The organism is Streptomyces sp. NPDC104371 (assembly GCF_055583785.1).
In genome coordinates, this window is sequence record NZ_JBVJNF010000001.1 from 56,724 (window position 1) to 70,946 (window position 14,223).

A 14,223-nucleotide genomic window follows, 5' to 3' on the forward strand; every position below is an offset into this window, starting at 1 on the left:
GACTCACCCGCCCCTAGCCAGACACCCCCGGCCCCGTGCACAAACACCGCCCGCCCTCAAGCCCGAGTCCAACTTCCGTGGTTGCAGGGCGTGATGAAGGCAACATGATCTTCGTCTCAGCGGTGGGGCAATGTTCCCGAAGCTATGTTGCAGCGATGAGCAACGACTCCCCCAGTGGCCGCGCTGTCCGTCTCGTTCCGCTGTCCGTCGATCATGCAGAAGAGCTGTTCCCCTCAGCGTCGGATCCCGAGGTCTGGCGGTGGATGCCTCGGCCTCGCCCCGGCTCCCTGGCAGAGACGCGGGAGATGATCAGCCAGATGCTGGCGGATCAAGCCAGGCGGTGCTTCGCTGTCCAGCGCCTGACGGACGAGGCAGTGGTCGGCTCGACCAGCCTGTATGAGCTTGACCTTGCTGAAGGCCGTGCTGAGATTGGTGCGACCTGGTTCGATCGTGCTTGTTGGGGCGGCCCGTACAACGCCGAGTCCAAGCTCTTGCTGTTGGCACACGCCTTCGACGATCTGGGCCTGGCTCGCATCGCCTTGCGTACCGACAACCTCAACGTACGGTCCCAGCAGGCGATGACCCGGCTGGGGCTGTTCTACGAAGGGACGTTGCGCAGCCACATGACGCGTCAGGACGGCACGCGCCGTGATTCGTTGTACTACAGCGTCCTCGTGGATGAATGGCCTTCCCTCCGCGAGAAGCTGATCGCACGGGTGGCGGCCAAAGCCGCTGCCTGAGGCGAAGCCGACGCGGCTGGGCATCTGCCGCTTGGAACATCCTGATCCGGCTGACGTGGCCCTCGACGACACCCGAGTTCCAGGGCGTGTATCGAGAGTGCCTGGTGAGGCTGGCGGGGAGCCGATGTTGTGCTCCACAATGACTTGATGGTCACGCTTGAGACTCCCCGTTTGGTCCTGCGTCGCTGGCGCGAGGAAGACGTTGCTCCCATGGCTGCCATCAATGCCGACCCCGAGGTCATGCGGTGGATCCGTGACGGCAGCGTCCGTGACGAACAGCAGACTCGCAGCGGGATCCAGACTTGGGAGAGCGAGTGGGAGTCGCAGGGCTTCGGCTTGTTCGCCGTGGAGATGCGCTCCACTGGCGAGTTGGCCGGGTTCACCGGCCTTTCGGTGCCCGACTTCCTGCCGGAGGCACTGCCGGCGGTTGAGGTCGGCTGGCGGCTGGGACGTTCCCACTGGGGGCAGGGCTTGGCCACCGAGGCCGCTGCGGCCGCCGTACGGTTCGGGTTCGAAGAGCGAGAGCTCGAGCGGATCGTCAGCATCACCCAGGTGGGCAACGACGCCTCCGAACGAATCATGACCAAACTGGGGATGCATCCGGTCCGTGAGACGGTCAATCCCACCGGCGGCCGACATGTCCGGGTGTTCGAGTTGTCGTCGGACCAGTACCTCACAACCACTCGTTGACGGCAGCAACAAGGACAACAGCCTCGTGGCGGACCGCGAGTCCGTCACCTTGCTTTCAGTGGTGTGACCTGCGGTATTCGCGTTTCGCCCAAGAGCCGCGACGTGTGATTCGGCCACACACCACGAACCCGACGGCAGCGACCAGAATGTATGCCGGGACGAGCAGCACCACGTCGGGTGTCATCTGCTCCACGGGCCAGCCCGCGTCACGTTCATTGCCCTCCAGCACGATCCGGTTGACCGTCAGGAAGGTGAGGTGCGCCCCGATCCCGGCCCACAACGGCGCGCCCGCCAGTGCGGTCCTGGCGGCGACGAGCATCAGCCCGAACACGGTCAGCAGGATGAGATAGTCGACCGGGTTCTGCCCGTCCGGGGCCAGCCCCACCGGACCGGGTTCATCGCCGATCAGCCGCGCCACTGCGGCATGTACCACCGACGCGACTCCCGGCACCAGCAGGAAGATTGCCGTTGTGAGCAGGGCCGAGGCCGTGGCACCGAAGCGCTCGCGCAGCGAGGTCCAGGTGTAGCCGCGCAGTGTTGTCTCCTCCGGCAGGGCTTCGAGCAGGAAGGCAACCGCGGTGTTGGAGAGGAGGAATCCGGTGAGGGACGCGAGGTCGGGCCGCCCCCAATGCAGCATGCCGCCGGCCGTTCCCGCGCCCAGAACGAGCGCCGCCGCGGTGGCCGTGACCCCCGCACCGGTGAGGAACGCCCGCGCACTCCGGGCCACACTGCCGAACCCGAGGGAGCCGGGGCTCGCGAGACGGAAGATCAGCGGTACGGCGAGCGCCGTGACTAATGCCGCCGGGATCAGCCGTGCGGGCAGGCCACCGACACCAGCGATGTCCGCCAGGGCAGGACCGAGCGCGGTGCCTGCGCCGAGCGCCACGGCCATGACCAGGCCACCGCCCAGTGCCCGAGCCATGACCCGGTACCGTCCGGATACAGGTGCGGAGGCAGGCGCACGGAGACGAAGGGCAGACACGGTACCTCCCGGTTCGGGGCTTACTGAGGAACTCGGGGCCAACCCCCGGGTGCCACTGCCTGAGGCCCTGCCTCAGGTACCCGTCCAGTCTCGGCTGCCAGTCCCGTCACGATGTCGTAGAAGCGGATGAACCGCCCGTACATCCTTCGATGTAGCAGCACGTTCGCCAAGGAGAACCTGCTGGTGGGCGGCGGGGTCCTGGAGGTGGCCGAGGAGCGCAGGGTACGCGGCGCGGTGGAACGGCACTACCGGCTGCGACAGGACCGGGCCGTGATCGGCTCCGAGGTGGTCCGCACGCTCACCGCCGAGGACCACCGGCAGGCATTCGCCACCGCGATGACCGCCCTGCTGGCCGAGTTCACCACCTACCTCGACCGCGGCAGAGCTGATCCTGTGGCCGATCGGGTGGGTTACCGGCAGCACGCACTCTGGCTCAGCCCGGCGGAACTGGAGGAACTGATCGGCGAGATGCGCGCGGCCATCGCTCCATAACTCACCAACCGGCCCAGCCCCGAACGAGCGCAGTACTTGCTCAGCCCCATCCACTTCCCGCCGGAAGCCCCTCAGGCGGAACCCGAACCGCCCACGACAGGAACTGAGCAGGCGACGGACACACGATCGGTCGGACAGCTCGTAAGCATCGTGGCGGAACACCCCTGCGGATACGGGGTGTTCCGCCCGCTCCTTCAAGTGCCGCCCGGCAACGCCCGGTTCATCCCGTCGACGCGGAGGTGTTCCGGCCTGGGCCCGGTTGATGGTGGAGTCGGCGGCGACGGTCCACCCCACCCGGCCCACCGCGTCGTCACGGACTTGGACGTGCTGCGGCAGCTTCACCCATGTACCGTCCGCCTCCCCACGGACGAAACCGTCGTAGACGGTCTGTCACGGGCCGTACCGCTCGAGCGGATCGCACCGTGGAGCCCCGGTCCGCAACCGCCACAGCACTCCGTTGACCACCTGTCGGTGATCACGCCACGGACGACCGCGCCCGTCCGCCTGCGGCAACAAGAGCTCTGTCCGCTCTCACGCCGCGCCGGTCGACTCACCTCGACCTGCCCCACGGTCAATTGTCAGACAGGTCCTGGTCCACGCCGCCGCCCGGCGGCAGCCGTCGGGTGATCCGGTCGAACAGGTCTGTCAGCGGCTCGCTCACCTCACGGCCGAACTCGGTCAAGCCGTAAGTGACTTGAGGTGGCGTCGTCGGCTCGACCTTCCGCCAGACCAGGTCGTCCTGGACCAATACCCGCAGGGTCTGGGCGAGCATCTTCTCGCTGATGCCGTGGATGCTCTCGCGCAGTTCGAAGAAGCGCAGGTCGTTGCTCCGCAGGGAGATCAACACCCAGACGCCCCACCTACTGGTGACGTGGTCGACCATGTTGCGCGCGGGGCAGTCAGTGTGAAACACGTCATACCGACTGCCTGCCTCGGTCCCTCTGTACTGCACGCCTCCCACCATGTCATGAGCTTACCTCCAGGTATGTCCTTACCGGGAGTTGGTCCGTCCTCCTAACGTCGGAGCCACCCAGGACATCTGACGAGGAGCTGATCATGATCGTGGTGACCGGAGCGACCGGGAACATCGGCCGACCGTTGACGCAGGCGCTGGCCGAGGCGGGGCAGCAAGTGACCGCGGTCTCGCGGCACTCGGCGACGGTGCCGAACGGCGTCCGCCATCTGAAGGCCGGCCTGACCAGGCCGACCGAGCTCAAGCCCGCGCTGGCCGGGGCGACGGCGCTCTTCCTGCTGCTCTCCGGCAACCTGCACGCCGCCGAGAACAGCCCTGCCGAACTCATCGGCGAGGCCGCGTCCGCCGGAGTCCGGCGGGTCGTGCTGCTCTCCAGCCAGGGCGTGGTGACCAGGCCCTTCGGGTCGACGCGGATCGCGATGCGCGAACTCGAAGACACGCTGCGGGAATCCGGTTTGGAGTGGGCGATCCTGCAGCCGGGTGGCTTCGCCTCCAACGCTCTCTGGTGGGCCGGGTCCGTCCGTGCGCAGGGGCTCGTTGCCGCGCCCTTCGGCGATGTCGGCGTGCCGATCGTCGACCCGGCGGACATCGCGGCAGTCGCGGCGGCCTGTCTGCTGGACGACCGGCACGCGGGCAGTGTGTACCAACTGACCGGCCCCGAGGTGATCACGCCGCGTCAGCAGACGGCGGCGATCGCCGAAGCGCTGGGGTCGCCGGTGCGGTTCCACGAGCTCACCCGCGCCGAGGCCAGGACCGCCATGAGCCAGGCCATGCCGACGGAGCTGGCCGACGACACCCTGGACATCCTCGGCGCACCGAACCAGGCCGAACTGCGCATCAGCCCTGACGTCCAGCGGGTCCTCGGCCGCGCCCCGCGCCCCTTCTCCGCCTGGGCCGCCCGCAACGTCGCCGCGTTCCGCTAGGACAGGCGTGCGGGCCCGGCGGGAATGGCCGGGCACACCTAACGAACTCGCGCACGGCAAGCGCGGAGACGTCGCGAACTTCGGTGTGGCCCGGGTTCACTTCTGACGTGTCGGGTTCAGGTCCACAGTCTGTCGGTGGGACAGCAGGCTGGCGATGGTTTGGACGGTGTCGCTGATGTGCTCGCGGCGGCCGAGGTGTCGAGATACGGCTCGCCGGTTCTTCAGATGGGCGATGCCGTGCTCGACCCGGATACGGAGTGAGGAGTGCGCCTTGCGCTGGCGTTCGCGCATCTTCGCGTACCAGTCCGGGGCGTTCTTCTCGAACTTGCGGTGCGGTGGTCTCACTGTCCGGCCGGCTGTCTGGGCGCCCAGTCCCTGGTAGCCGGCATCGGCCAGGATTTCGACCGCGGTCCTGTCGGCCAGGAGCCTGGCCGGTCCCAACTGGCGAGCACGCGGCCTTCACCATCCATGACCACCATGCTCTTCACAACGTTCTGCTTGTTCTTACCGGAAACGGCCCCGTCGCAGTCCTTGCGTCCGGCGGCGGGACGGCGGGCCTGGATCTCGGTGCCGTCTACGACGCCGGTCGTCCCGCTCGCGCCGAGGTGGTCGACAACCTCTGCCAGAGACCGCAGCCGCATGCCACCGCCGGTCCCCGCCGACACCGCGCAGGAGCGTGAGGGCCATCTCGGTGTCAGCGGCTGCCTGGGCGAATTGCCTTACGGTGATTTCGACTTCGGCGAGGCGGAACAAGGTCATGCCTTCCCAGAGCCGCTGACGGCTGTCGCGGAACGCCTGGAGAGCCTGGTGCAGGCACTCACTCGCCTCAGAGAGTTGTCCGCTCTGCGTGAGAGCGAGCCCAAGCGCGCACTGGCCGCCAGCGACTTTCAAGGCGTGCCTGATGTCCTCGTACATCGCCGTGCCCCGACGGGCCAAGTCCACAGCGCTCGCTGGGCGGCCGGTGGCCAGGTGGATGCGCGAGAGGTTGCACAACGCGGTTGCCTCGCCGGGCCGGTCTTCCAGGGCACGGAAGTCCTCGATGTCCATGGCGCGGGTGAAGCGCTCCTCCCCCTCGGCGTGCCGGTTCTGGTAGAGCGCCACCACACCGCTGACGTTGGCTGCCCAGCAGCCGGTCAGCGGGTCGCCGGACCGGCGCGCCAACTTGTCCTTCTCCTGGTCGTACTCAGCGACGACGAGCCCGTGAAGCACTGCCAGTCGCTGTCGTACTTGAGGCTGGCAGCCTTGCGGAAGAACTCACCGTAGCCGCCGCGTAGCGGCTACCCGAGCGCCTGGCGAAGAACCGTAAGCGGGTCAAGGTCCGGGAACTGAGCGCGAATCCGGGCCAACGCCTTCTCAATCAATTCTTCAAGATCAGGGCTCCGGTACTGGTGGTACCGGGGTAGTTGGCGCGCTCGGATGCGGGTGCTGCCGCAACCCCGGTGCCTCGTACCCGAGTTGGAAAGGGGTTCTGACCTGAGCCACCGAAAGTCAGCCACACCGTCGGGTGCACCGAACGAGCACCCGGCGCCTGTCGTGTCAACGAGGAGACAAGACCGTCCCCGCGGATGCAGGGACGACTCGCCCTCGATGAATACGGGAGTGGCGACCGGCGAGCTACTCCCGCAGACGCGGGGACGACTTCAGCGGCTCGGGCGTCTCCTTCGTGCCCATCGAGCTACCCCCGCAGACGCGGGGACGACCGGTCGGTGTCGCTGTTCACGCGGTGGCCCCGCGAGCTACCCCCGCAGACGCGGGGACGACCGGCGGTCCACGCCTGCCCGTGCGAGAGGGCGAGAGCTACCCCCGCAGACGCGGGGACGACTCGACGTGCCCGCCGGGCAGAGCCCAGCACCCCGAGCTACCCCCGCAGACGCGGGGACGACGAGGCCATCTTGAACCCGTGGGCGGAGCAGCGCGAGCTACCCCCGCAGACGCGGGGACGACGTCGGTCAGTTCAGCTCGGCCACCTGCGCGGCCGAGCTACCCCCGCAGGTGCGGGGACGACGCGCTGGCCCTCTCCACTCTCAAGGCCCACCAGGAGCTACCCCCGCAGGTGCGGGGACGACCTCACGCACGGCCGGAACGGTCACAGCTCATGCAGAGCTACCCCCGCAGGTGCGGGGACGACTACCGTTCGACGCGGCCGGCGTGCAGCTCCCAGGAGCTACCCCCGCAGGTGCGGGGACGACCCGGTGGCGCCCATCACGGCCGTCAGCGCCGTCGAGCTACCCCCGCAGGTGCGGGGACGACGTGTGTGCAGGGGTTGGGCATATTCGCCTGGGAGAGCTACCCCCGCAGGTGCGGGGACGACTCGAACGGCGTGCGGTGGCCGCCCTGGCCCTGCGAGCTACCCCCGCAGGTGCGGGGACGACCCTACAGGCAGAGGGCCCACCTTCTTGCCCAGTGAGCTACCCCCGCAGGTGCGGGGACGACGGACAGGCGGGCGAGTAGCTGAGTCCAGAACGCGAGCTACCCCCGCAGGTGCGGGGACGACGTCATCAGGGACAGGTCGCGCACGCCGGACAGGGAGCTACCCCCGCAGGTGCGGGGACGACCCAGTGCGTCCAGCCAGTCCGCCGCCTGCCTGCGAGCTACCCCCGCAGGTGCGGGGACGACGCGTCCTTTTCCCAAGCCGCTGAAACCCATCGCGAGCTACCCCCGCAGGTGCGGGGACGACGTGCTGCCGCTGCTCGTGCTCGCCTGGGTCGGGGAGCTACCCCCGCAGGTGCGGGGACGACCTCCATGAGCTCGACGTACCGGGGGAGTTCGGCGAGCTACCCCCGCAGGTGCGGGGACGACACTTCGTGACCTGCGATGTTGTCAGGGGATCATGCCATTTTGCTTCGAGGGCCGCCAGGGCGGCCTGGCCCGTCGTGGATGTGCTCGGCGGCCGTAGGGGCTACGGGCACAGGGAATCACCTACCGCGTTGGCCAATCCTTCCTGTCTGCCCCAGGCGAACTGCGGGGGAAGCGCAGGTCTGACTTGGCGGTTGTTGTCGCGGAGGCGGAGGGCAGTGGAGTGCGCGCTGATCCGAGAGCCTGAGCAATGTCAACACCGAGGGAAGCGAGCCGGGGCCTGCTGGTTGCCACGTACTGGCGGACCGACCTCTCGCTGCGGCAGTTGACGGCGCTGTCGGGGTGTCGAAGTCGGCCGCGTTCCGGGCGCGGTCGAGATGCGCCCGATAGAAGCTCATCGACCCGGCAGCGGCATCTTCCACAGTGACGCCAGCATCGATGTCAGTGGCAGGGCCTATGGTGCCCGGAACGGTGGATGGGGGGTATTTCCGTGGTCAGCGAGGCTTCGGTTGTCGAGTTGATGAAGGCGATGGGGCTGTCGCCGGAGGCCGTCGAGCGGGTGTCACGGCTGTGGGGGAAGTCGGCTGCGCGCAACGGCGGGCGGACCCATCTGCTGCTGGGGCATCTACTGGACACGGCTGCTGTGGCGGGGGTGATGTGGGATCGGTACGTGTCGGCCGCGTTCCGGCGGCGGCTGGACGAGATGAGCGGCGGTCGGGGGCGGCTATGGTTCATGTGGGTGTGTGGCATCCACGACTGCGGAAAGGCATGCCCGGCATTCCAGGCCATGGACGCGGCCGAGGCCGCGCCGGTACTGGCGGCGGGGCTGACGTGGGGACGGCTGCCGACGGACCGGCAGACGCGATGGCGACATGACGTGGCCGGAGCCGTGCTGCTGATGCCGAGGCTGGTCGCCGAGTGGGGCGGCGAGGAGGCCGCCGGGTGGGTGTGGCCGCTGGTCGCCGGACACCACGGGGCATTTCCGTCGGCCGCTGCTCTCAGGCCGCCACGCGGGGCCCAGGGCCGGGGCGCAACCTGGGAGGAGGCCCAGCGGGCGGTCGTGGACGTGTTCACGCGCGCCGTCGGCTTCGAGAACCTGGCGGATGCGCGGCCGTTGGGCTCCCTGCGGAAGGCCGAGCAGCTGGCCTTGTCGGGCCTGATCGTGATGGCGGATTGGATCGCCAGCGACAGCAGCCACTTCCCCGGCCTGGCAGACGCCGGATTGATCTCCTCTGCCGGGGCGCGCCGTCGTGCGGAGGCGGCGTGGGAGCGGCTGCGCCTTCGTGGCGGCTGGCGGGACCTTCCCCTGCCGGAGAACCCGCTGGACCCGCTGACCCACCGGCTGGGCGTGCAGCCGCGGGCGTCCCAGAGGGATCTGGTGGAGCGGGCATGGTCGATGCCGACGCCGGGACTGCTGGTGGCCGAGGCCCCGATGGGCGAGGGGAAGACGAAGGCGGCGCTCGCGGCCGCCGAGGTGCTGGCGGCGAGGTTCGGCCTGGACGGAGTGTTCGTGGCGATGCCGACCCAGGCGACGAGCGATCCGATGTACGAGCAGGTGTTGCAGTGGGTACGCACCTTCGACCCGGAACTCGAGCCACAGGTCGCGCTTCTGCACGGCCGCCGACGGTTCAACGCCTGGTGGCGAGCCATCTGGGACGGGAAGCCGCGCCCGGACGGCGGCGGGTGCGGATGCGAGGACGGGGGCCACCACGACGCTACGGACATGGCCGACGACGACTTCGGCGCGATCGACGAGGATGCCGATTACGGCATGACGTCCGCTCAGTCTTCGGCAGCTCGAGCTGCCGGCCCCGAGGCGGACGGGCCGGCGTACTGGTTCCTGGGTGACAAGCGCGGCTTGCTCACTGCGTTCGCGGTCGGCACGGTCGACCACCTTTTGCATGCGGCGACCCGCACCCGGCACGTCATGCTCCGGTTCGCCGGGCTGGCCGGGAAGGTCGTCGTCGTGGACGAGGTGCACGCCGCAGACGTCTATATGCGGCAGTTCCTCGTCGAGGCGTTGCGCTGGTTGGGGCAGGCGGGGGTTCCCGTGGTGTTGCTGTCCGCGACGCTGCCGCCCGCTCAGCGGCAGCAATTCGTCGACGCCTACCTGTCCGGCGTACTCGGCATGGCGGACGTGCACCGACCCGTGCCGGAGCCGGCCGGGTACCCGTGCGTCACAGTGGCCTACGGTGTCAACGGCCGGGCGGTCGCCGAGACGTCCCGGGAGGCGGTGCGGTCCTGGCGGGAGTCGGCGCCTGTGCGGCTGGACTGGCTGCCCGACACGGAGCCCTCGGGGACGCGGGTCGCCGCGGCCGTACGGAATGCCGTCTCCGACGGAGGGGTCGCCCTGGTGGTGGTCAACCAGGTCGACCGGGCTCAGGCGATCTACCGCGATCTGCGGGACGGAGGCTTCGACGGCGTCCTGTACCTTCTGCACGCACGGCTGTGCGCTGCCCACCGTGCGGTTCGGACGGCGGAATGCCTGCGTCTGATGGGGCCGCAGGCCGGTGACGACCGCCCGGAGCGCATGGTGGTGATCGCCACTCAGCTCGCCGAGCAGTCCTTCGACGTGGACGCCGACGTGCTGATCACCGACTTGGCGCCCACCGACCTCCTCCTGCAGCGCATCGGCAGACTGCACCGCCACAGTGGTATCTGCCGTCCGGCCGTACACCGGGTTCCCTGGGTACTGGTCACCGGCGTGGCGCCCGGAAGGGACGGAGCGCCGCGATTTCTGCGTGCCTCGGAGCGGATCTACGGCGCGTGGTCGCTGCTGCGGGCGGCGGCCCTGGTGACGAAGGCCGCGGGCGCTCTGACGACTGATGAAGCGGGCGAACCGACGGCATCGGGGTGGAGCATTCCCGCCGACGTACCAGGTCTGGTCGCACAGGCCTACGGGGACGCCGAGATCTGTCCGGCGGGCTGGAACGAGGCCGGCGCGTGGGAACAGTGGCAGGTGAAGGAACGGGAGCGGGAGAAGAGCGCCGAGGAGTACCTGTTGTGCCGTCGCCGGGAGTGGGCCTTTCCGACCCTGGAGGGGCTCCACTATGCAGGCAGCCGGGCCGCCTCCGAGGAGCAGCTTGATGCCGTCGTCCGTGACGGCGAGCCGTCCGTCGAAGTGGTCATCGTCCGACGGTCTTCCGGTGGCTTCCGAGCCGTCGACGGGACCTGGCTCGGGGTGCACGGCGAGGTGGACGACGACGAGGCGACCGACCGACTGATGGGTGGCATCGTCCGCCTCCCACCGCGTCTGACGGACGCCGCCCAGGCTGAGTTGAGCCCGCTTCCGGGGTGGGCCGACCGGCCCTGGCTCCGTTACCACCGAGCCCTCGTACTGGAGGAGGACGGCACGATACTGCTGGGCGCGGATCGGGTGTCGTACCACGACGTGCTCGGGCTGGTCATCGAGCGAGAGGTGAGGTGAGTCGGCCGTGAAGCCGGGCCAGGACCGCCTCACCCCGCGCTTGCGGGGACGACTTCTCGTACTGACCGAAGTAACAAGCGGGAACACCCCCGTACTCGGGGAGGGCTCCGGCTCCACGAGCCTTGCGCAGAGTACCTGCTCCCCGCGGGAACCACTGTGACCCGGTCGGCCCCCATTGCCGAGTTCGCCTGTTCCGCTTGAAGTAACAAGCATTGCGTGCCACGCTTTCAGTGACCGGTTGAGATCAACTCATCACCGTCAGCGAGGAGTTGACTCTTGGTCAACGCGTCCGCAGGGCGCGGGAATGTCAGCTCATGGAGGGGAACAGTCATGGCCAGCGAGGGAGACCTCGTCCACAGCGGACTGCTCGGCGCCGTCTTCCACGACGGCGTCGAGCAGTCCGTCGGCCTGGTGGGCGCGTTATCCGAAGCGCATACCGTCCGGCGTCTCCAGCTGCCGGTACACACGATGCTGCCGGTGGTGCTCCGGCAACTGCTGCTGCCCGTGATGATCGACGCCCTCGGGGCACCCCGTACCCGGCGAGAGTGGGGTGAGCGGTTCCACCGCGGCCACTTCTCGCAAGACGAACGCGACCGACTCGCGCACTACCTGGGGCCCCGCTACGGGGACCGGTTCCGCCTGTTCGACGCAGAGCGCCCGTTCGCCCAGGTCGCCGGCCTGGAGGCGCTGAGCGGGGAGACGAAGACGGCCGCTCAGCTGGTGCCGTCTGTGGCATCCGGGAACAACGTTCCTCTGTTCAGCGCGCTCAGCGAGGCTGACGAGCTACTGCTGACGCCGGGGGACGCGGCACTGTGGCTGCTGCACGCGCACTGCTGGGACACAGCGTCGATCAAGACCGGCGCCGTGGGGGACCCACAGGCGAAGAACGGGAAGACGACCGGCAACCCGACCGGACCGCTGGGCCAGTTCGGAGCGATCGTACCCACCGGGAAGACGCTGTACGAGACGCTGCTGCTGAACACTCCGATCCTGCCCGACGGACTTCGGCCGGAGGACCGGCCGCAGTGGGCGTGGGCCGAGCGCCCGGCAGGCCTGGGCTGCAAGTCACCGGCCGAGGCCGCCTGGTCCGAGCGCCCGGCGACCGGCCTGCTGGACCTGCTGACCTTCCAGGCCCGCCGGATCCGTCTGATCGCCTGCGAGACGGAGCAGGGAATGCGGGTGCACCGCGCGATCGTGTCGGCCGGTGACCGCCTGGCGCGGACGCCCGAGTTCGAGCCGCACACGGCGTGGCAGCACACCGCCAGGCCGAAGAGGGGGCAGCCTCACCGACGGCCCCGTCGGCACACCTCGGGCCGCGCTGCCTGGCAGGGCCTGGGAACGCTCCTGGCGATGACCCTGCCCGTGCAGAGCGACGGCCCTTACACTTCGCTGCTGCTGCGTCAGATCGGAGACCTGCAGGGTGGCAGGGTGCTGTCCGAGCGGTATCCGCTGGGTGTCGAGACGTCGGGGCTTGAGTACGGCACGCAGTCCGCCGTGGTGGAGAACGCCATCGGCGATGATCTGCCCCTGCCGGTGAAGGCCCTGCTGGCTCAGGACGACTGGCTGCGTGAAGCCCTGCTGGAGTGCGTGGCGCAGGTGGACCAGGTTGCCCGGGCCCTGGACGGTCTGAACAATGACCTGCGGCGCGCCGCCGGTGGCGATCCGCTGCCCCGTGACAAGGGCAACCGGCCGTCCGCGCAGTTCCTGCACTCCCTCGACGGGACCATGCGCCGTCTGCTCGCCGGTCTTCGGACCGTCGACGAGGACGACGAGGAACTCCTGGAGCGCGCCCAGCTCGCGTGGGAGCAGTCCGTGCAGATCGCCGCCGACCGGGAGGCCGGTCTCCTGCTCGCGGCAGCCCCGCCGCGGGCCGTGGTGGGCCGCACGGTGAAGAACGGCGACAAGGAGTTCGTCTACCGCAGCGGCAAGGCCGTCGGTGTCTTCCGGAAGAGGCTCGCCGAAATCCTGACGCGAGCTGCTGAGGAACGCCGCGTCAAGCGCGAGGAGACCGCCGTAGCATGACGACCACCAGCAGCACCCCCAGCGTCCGTCCCGCGGCGAGCCGGGCCTCGCTGCTCTTCTGGGAAGAGGCGGTCAAGGACTGGCAGTCAGCGCGCGAGGAAGGGCGGCGCCCGGAATTCTCCGAGTACGTCGCACGGAACCTGCGGGCTCTGCGCGAGGGCGTCGGCCGGGAGGCCGGCACCGTCCCCTCCATACGGTCCGTCCACCGTGTTCCCCTGCAGGGCGACGGCTTCGACGACCTGCCGGACCGCTACGTCGCAGAGCACCACACGCTCACCCTGTTCGGGCTGCATCAGCATGCCGCGTCCGAACCCGTCCATCAGCCGGGTGTCGGTCTGGGCACCGCCTGTCTGCTGCTGCGCCATGGCGACGCCCTGACGGAGGCCACCATGGAGCGACGGCTGATCGCGGCCGCGACCGCCCAGGACCTCCACGAGTTGGTGCAGCACCTTCAGCGGCTCGTGCCGCTCCTGCGACATGCGGGCATCGGCCTGGACTACACGCGCCTGTTCCGCGAACTGACCCATTTCGACAGGCCTGAGAGGAACCGGGTGCTGCGGTCCTGGGGCCTGCAGTACACCGATCCCGGCACACCGGGCCGGGGAGACGGGGAGGCCGCCGGCCAGGAGCGGGCCCCGTACTGGGTGACGTTCGACCCCGACAGCCCGGATGCCGGAGCGGAACTGGCCGCGCTGCGCTCGGGTACCGGCCGCGAGCCGGGCACGGTCGCCGCGATGTGGCCGTTCCACCGCACCCGCATGGCGTCCGAGTGGCGGAACAAGGGCTCTCTCACCCGGGACCTGGCGGCCGAGCACACCGCACTCACTCTCTTCGCCCGCCACCAGCAGACGCACGGCCGCCGTATGCACCTCGCGGGCAACAGCCCGGGTACCGCCGCCGGCCTGCTCCTCCAGAAGGCTGCCACGGGCAGTGAAGGCAAGGGTGCCACCGCGGCGCTGGAGCGGCGCTTCGGCGTTCTGCTCACCTCCGCCGACGCCGACGAACTCGCCATGCACCTGCGGTCCTTCGTCCCGCTGTTGAACCAGGCCGGAGTCGGACTCGACTACGACCTGCTCCGCACCGCTCTGCGGACCTGGGACGACCCCCGCCGCCCGGACGCCGCTACCGGCTTCCGTCAGCGGTGGGACCGCGACTTCCACATCGCCACTTCTTACTGA

Annotated in this window: 11 protein-coding genes, 1 pseudogene and 1 CRISPR repeat array; of the genes and pseudogenes, 7 read left to right on the forward strand and 5 right to left on the reverse strand. The window is 69.3% G+C overall.

The window, feature by feature from the left end; genetic code table 11:
* Positions 1 to 155: 155 nt before the first annotated feature.
* Both ACZ60T_RS00305 and ACZ60T_RS00310 read left to right on the forward strand, forming a co-directional pair.
* Positions 156 to 740: a GNAT family N-acetyltransferase gene (locus ACZ60T_RS00305; RefSeq protein ID WP_469663068.1), complete on the forward strand. Its 585-nt coding sequence runs from the start codon at positions 156 to 158 to the stop codon at positions 738 to 740.
* 147 nt (positions 741 to 887) lie between these two features.
* Positions 888 to 1,430: a GNAT family N-acetyltransferase gene (locus tag ACZ60T_RS00310; protein WP_469663070.1), complete on the forward strand. Its 543-nt coding sequence runs from the start codon at positions 888 to 890 to the stop codon at positions 1,428 to 1,430.
* A gap of 55 nt (positions 1,431 to 1,485) precedes the next feature.
* Here the strand turns inward: ACZ60T_RS00310 and ACZ60T_RS00315 are convergent, their stop codons facing one another.
* Positions 1,486 to 2,322 carry a CPBP family glutamic-type intramembrane protease gene (locus tag ACZ60T_RS00315; RefSeq protein ID WP_469663071.1) on the reverse strand — a complete coding sequence of 279 codons (837 nt, stop codon included), beginning with the start codon at positions 2,320 to 2,322 and terminating at the stop codon, positions 1,486 to 1,488.
* 216 nt (positions 2,323 to 2,538) lie between these two features.
* Here ACZ60T_RS00315 and ACZ60T_RS00320 point away from each other — a divergent pair, with 216 nt between their 5' ends.
* Positions 2,539 to 2,904, forward strand: a complete 366-nt coding sequence (locus ACZ60T_RS00320) for a hypothetical protein (RefSeq protein ID WP_469664778.1) — start codon at positions 2,539 to 2,541, stop codon at positions 2,902 to 2,904.
* Between the two features lie 162 nt (positions 2,905 to 3,066).
* Here ACZ60T_RS00320 and ACZ60T_RS00325 read toward each other — a convergent pair.
* Positions 3,067 to 3,420: pseudogene (locus tag ACZ60T_RS00325) on the reverse strand (transposase); the annotation flags it as partial.
* 55 nt (positions 3,421 to 3,475) lie between these two features.
* A complete protein-coding gene (locus ACZ60T_RS00330; RefSeq protein ID WP_469663073.1) occupies positions 3,476 to 3,868 on the reverse strand; it encodes a winged helix-turn-helix transcriptional regulator in 393 nt (130 codons plus the stop codon).
* Between the two features lie 92 nt (positions 3,869 to 3,960).
* On the opposite strand from ACZ60T_RS00330, the gene ACZ60T_RS00335 reads away from it, so the two are divergent.
* Entirely contained in the window at positions 3,961 to 4,800 is an 840-nt protein-coding gene (locus ACZ60T_RS00335) for an SDR family oxidoreductase (protein ID WP_469663075.1), read from the forward strand.
* A 96-nt stretch (positions 4,801 to 4,896) separates the two neighbouring features.
* On the opposite strand, the gene ACZ60T_RS00340 is transcribed toward ACZ60T_RS00335, so the two are convergent.
* The gene (locus tag ACZ60T_RS00340; RefSeq protein WP_469663077.1) at positions 4,897 to 5,241 is read right to left on the reverse strand and encodes a transposase; all 345 of its coding nucleotides are present in this window, start codon (positions 5,239 to 5,241) and stop codon (positions 4,897 to 4,899) included.
* Between the two features lie 63 nt (positions 5,242 to 5,304).
* On the reverse strand, positions 5,305 to 6,009 hold the full coding sequence (locus tag ACZ60T_RS00345; RefSeq protein ID WP_469663079.1) for a tetratricopeptide repeat protein: 705 nt from the start codon (positions 6,007 to 6,009) through the stop codon (positions 5,305 to 5,307).
* Between the two features lie 402 nt (positions 6,010 to 6,411).
* Positions 6,412 to 7,599: direct repeats of the CRISPR family, unit length 28 nt; unit sequence GAGCTACCCCCGCAGGTGCGGGGACGAC.
* A gap of 472 nt (positions 7,600 to 8,071) precedes the next feature.
* Between ACZ60T_RS00345 and cas3 the strand changes: the two genes are divergently transcribed.
* The 3 genes from cas3 to casB all read left to right on the forward strand — a co-directional run bounded on the left by cas3 (position 8,072) and on the right by casB (position 14,223).
* On the forward strand, positions 8,072 to 11,023 hold the full coding sequence (cas3, locus tag ACZ60T_RS00350) for a CRISPR-associated helicase Cas3' (protein ID WP_469663081.1): 2,952 nt from the start codon (positions 8,072 to 8,074) through the stop codon (positions 11,021 to 11,023).
* 330 nt (positions 11,024 to 11,353) lie between these two features.
* Positions 11,354 to 13,045 (forward strand): type I-E CRISPR-associated protein Cse1/CasA, encoded by a 1,692-nt coding sequence (gene casA, locus ACZ60T_RS00355; protein WP_469663083.1) that lies wholly within the window; start codon positions 11,354 to 11,356, stop codon positions 13,043 to 13,045.
* Positions 13,042 to 14,223: a type I-E CRISPR-associated protein Cse2/CasB gene (gene casB / locus ACZ60T_RS00360; RefSeq protein ID WP_469663085.1), complete on the forward strand. Its 1,182-nt coding sequence runs from the start codon at positions 13,042 to 13,044 to the stop codon at positions 14,221 to 14,223. Before casA ends, casB begins: the two co-directional genes overlap by 4 nt.

Excerpts from the sequence above, each read along its gene's own strand:
- ACZ60T_RS00310 (WP_469663070.1), top strand. The coding sequence starts at position 888 with ATGGTCACGCTTGAGACTCCCCGTTTGGTCCTGCGTCGCTGGCGCGAG.
- ACZ60T_RS00330 (WP_469663073.1), bottom strand. The coding sequence starts at position 3,868 with ATGGTGGGAGGCGTGCAGTACAGAGGGACCGAGGCAGGCAGTCGGTAT.
- cas3 (WP_469663081.1), top strand. The coding sequence starts at position 8,072 with ATGGGGGGTATTTCCGTGGTCAGCGAGGCTTCGGTTGTCGAGTTGATG.
- ACZ60T_RS00320 (WP_469664778.1), top strand. The coding sequence starts at position 2,539 with ATGAACCGCCCGTACATCCTTCGATGTAGCAGCACGTTCGCCAAGGAG.
- ACZ60T_RS00315 (WP_469663071.1), bottom strand. The coding sequence starts at position 2,322 with ATGGCCGTGGCGCTCGGCGCAGGCACCGCGCTCGGTCCTGCCCTGGCG.
- casA (WP_469663083.1), top strand. The coding sequence starts at position 11,354 with ATGGCCAGCGAGGGAGACCTCGTCCACAGCGGACTGCTCGGCGCCGTC.
- casB (WP_469663085.1), top strand. The coding sequence starts at position 13,042 with ATGACGACCACCAGCAGCACCCCCAGCGTCCGTCCCGCGGCGAGCCGG.
- ACZ60T_RS00305 (WP_469663068.1), top strand. The coding sequence starts at position 156 with ATGAGCAACGACTCCCCCAGTGGCCGCGCTGTCCGTCTCGTTCCGCTG.
- ACZ60T_RS00335 (WP_469663075.1), top strand. The coding sequence starts at position 3,961 with ATGATCGTGGTGACCGGAGCGACCGGGAACATCGGCCGACCGTTGACG.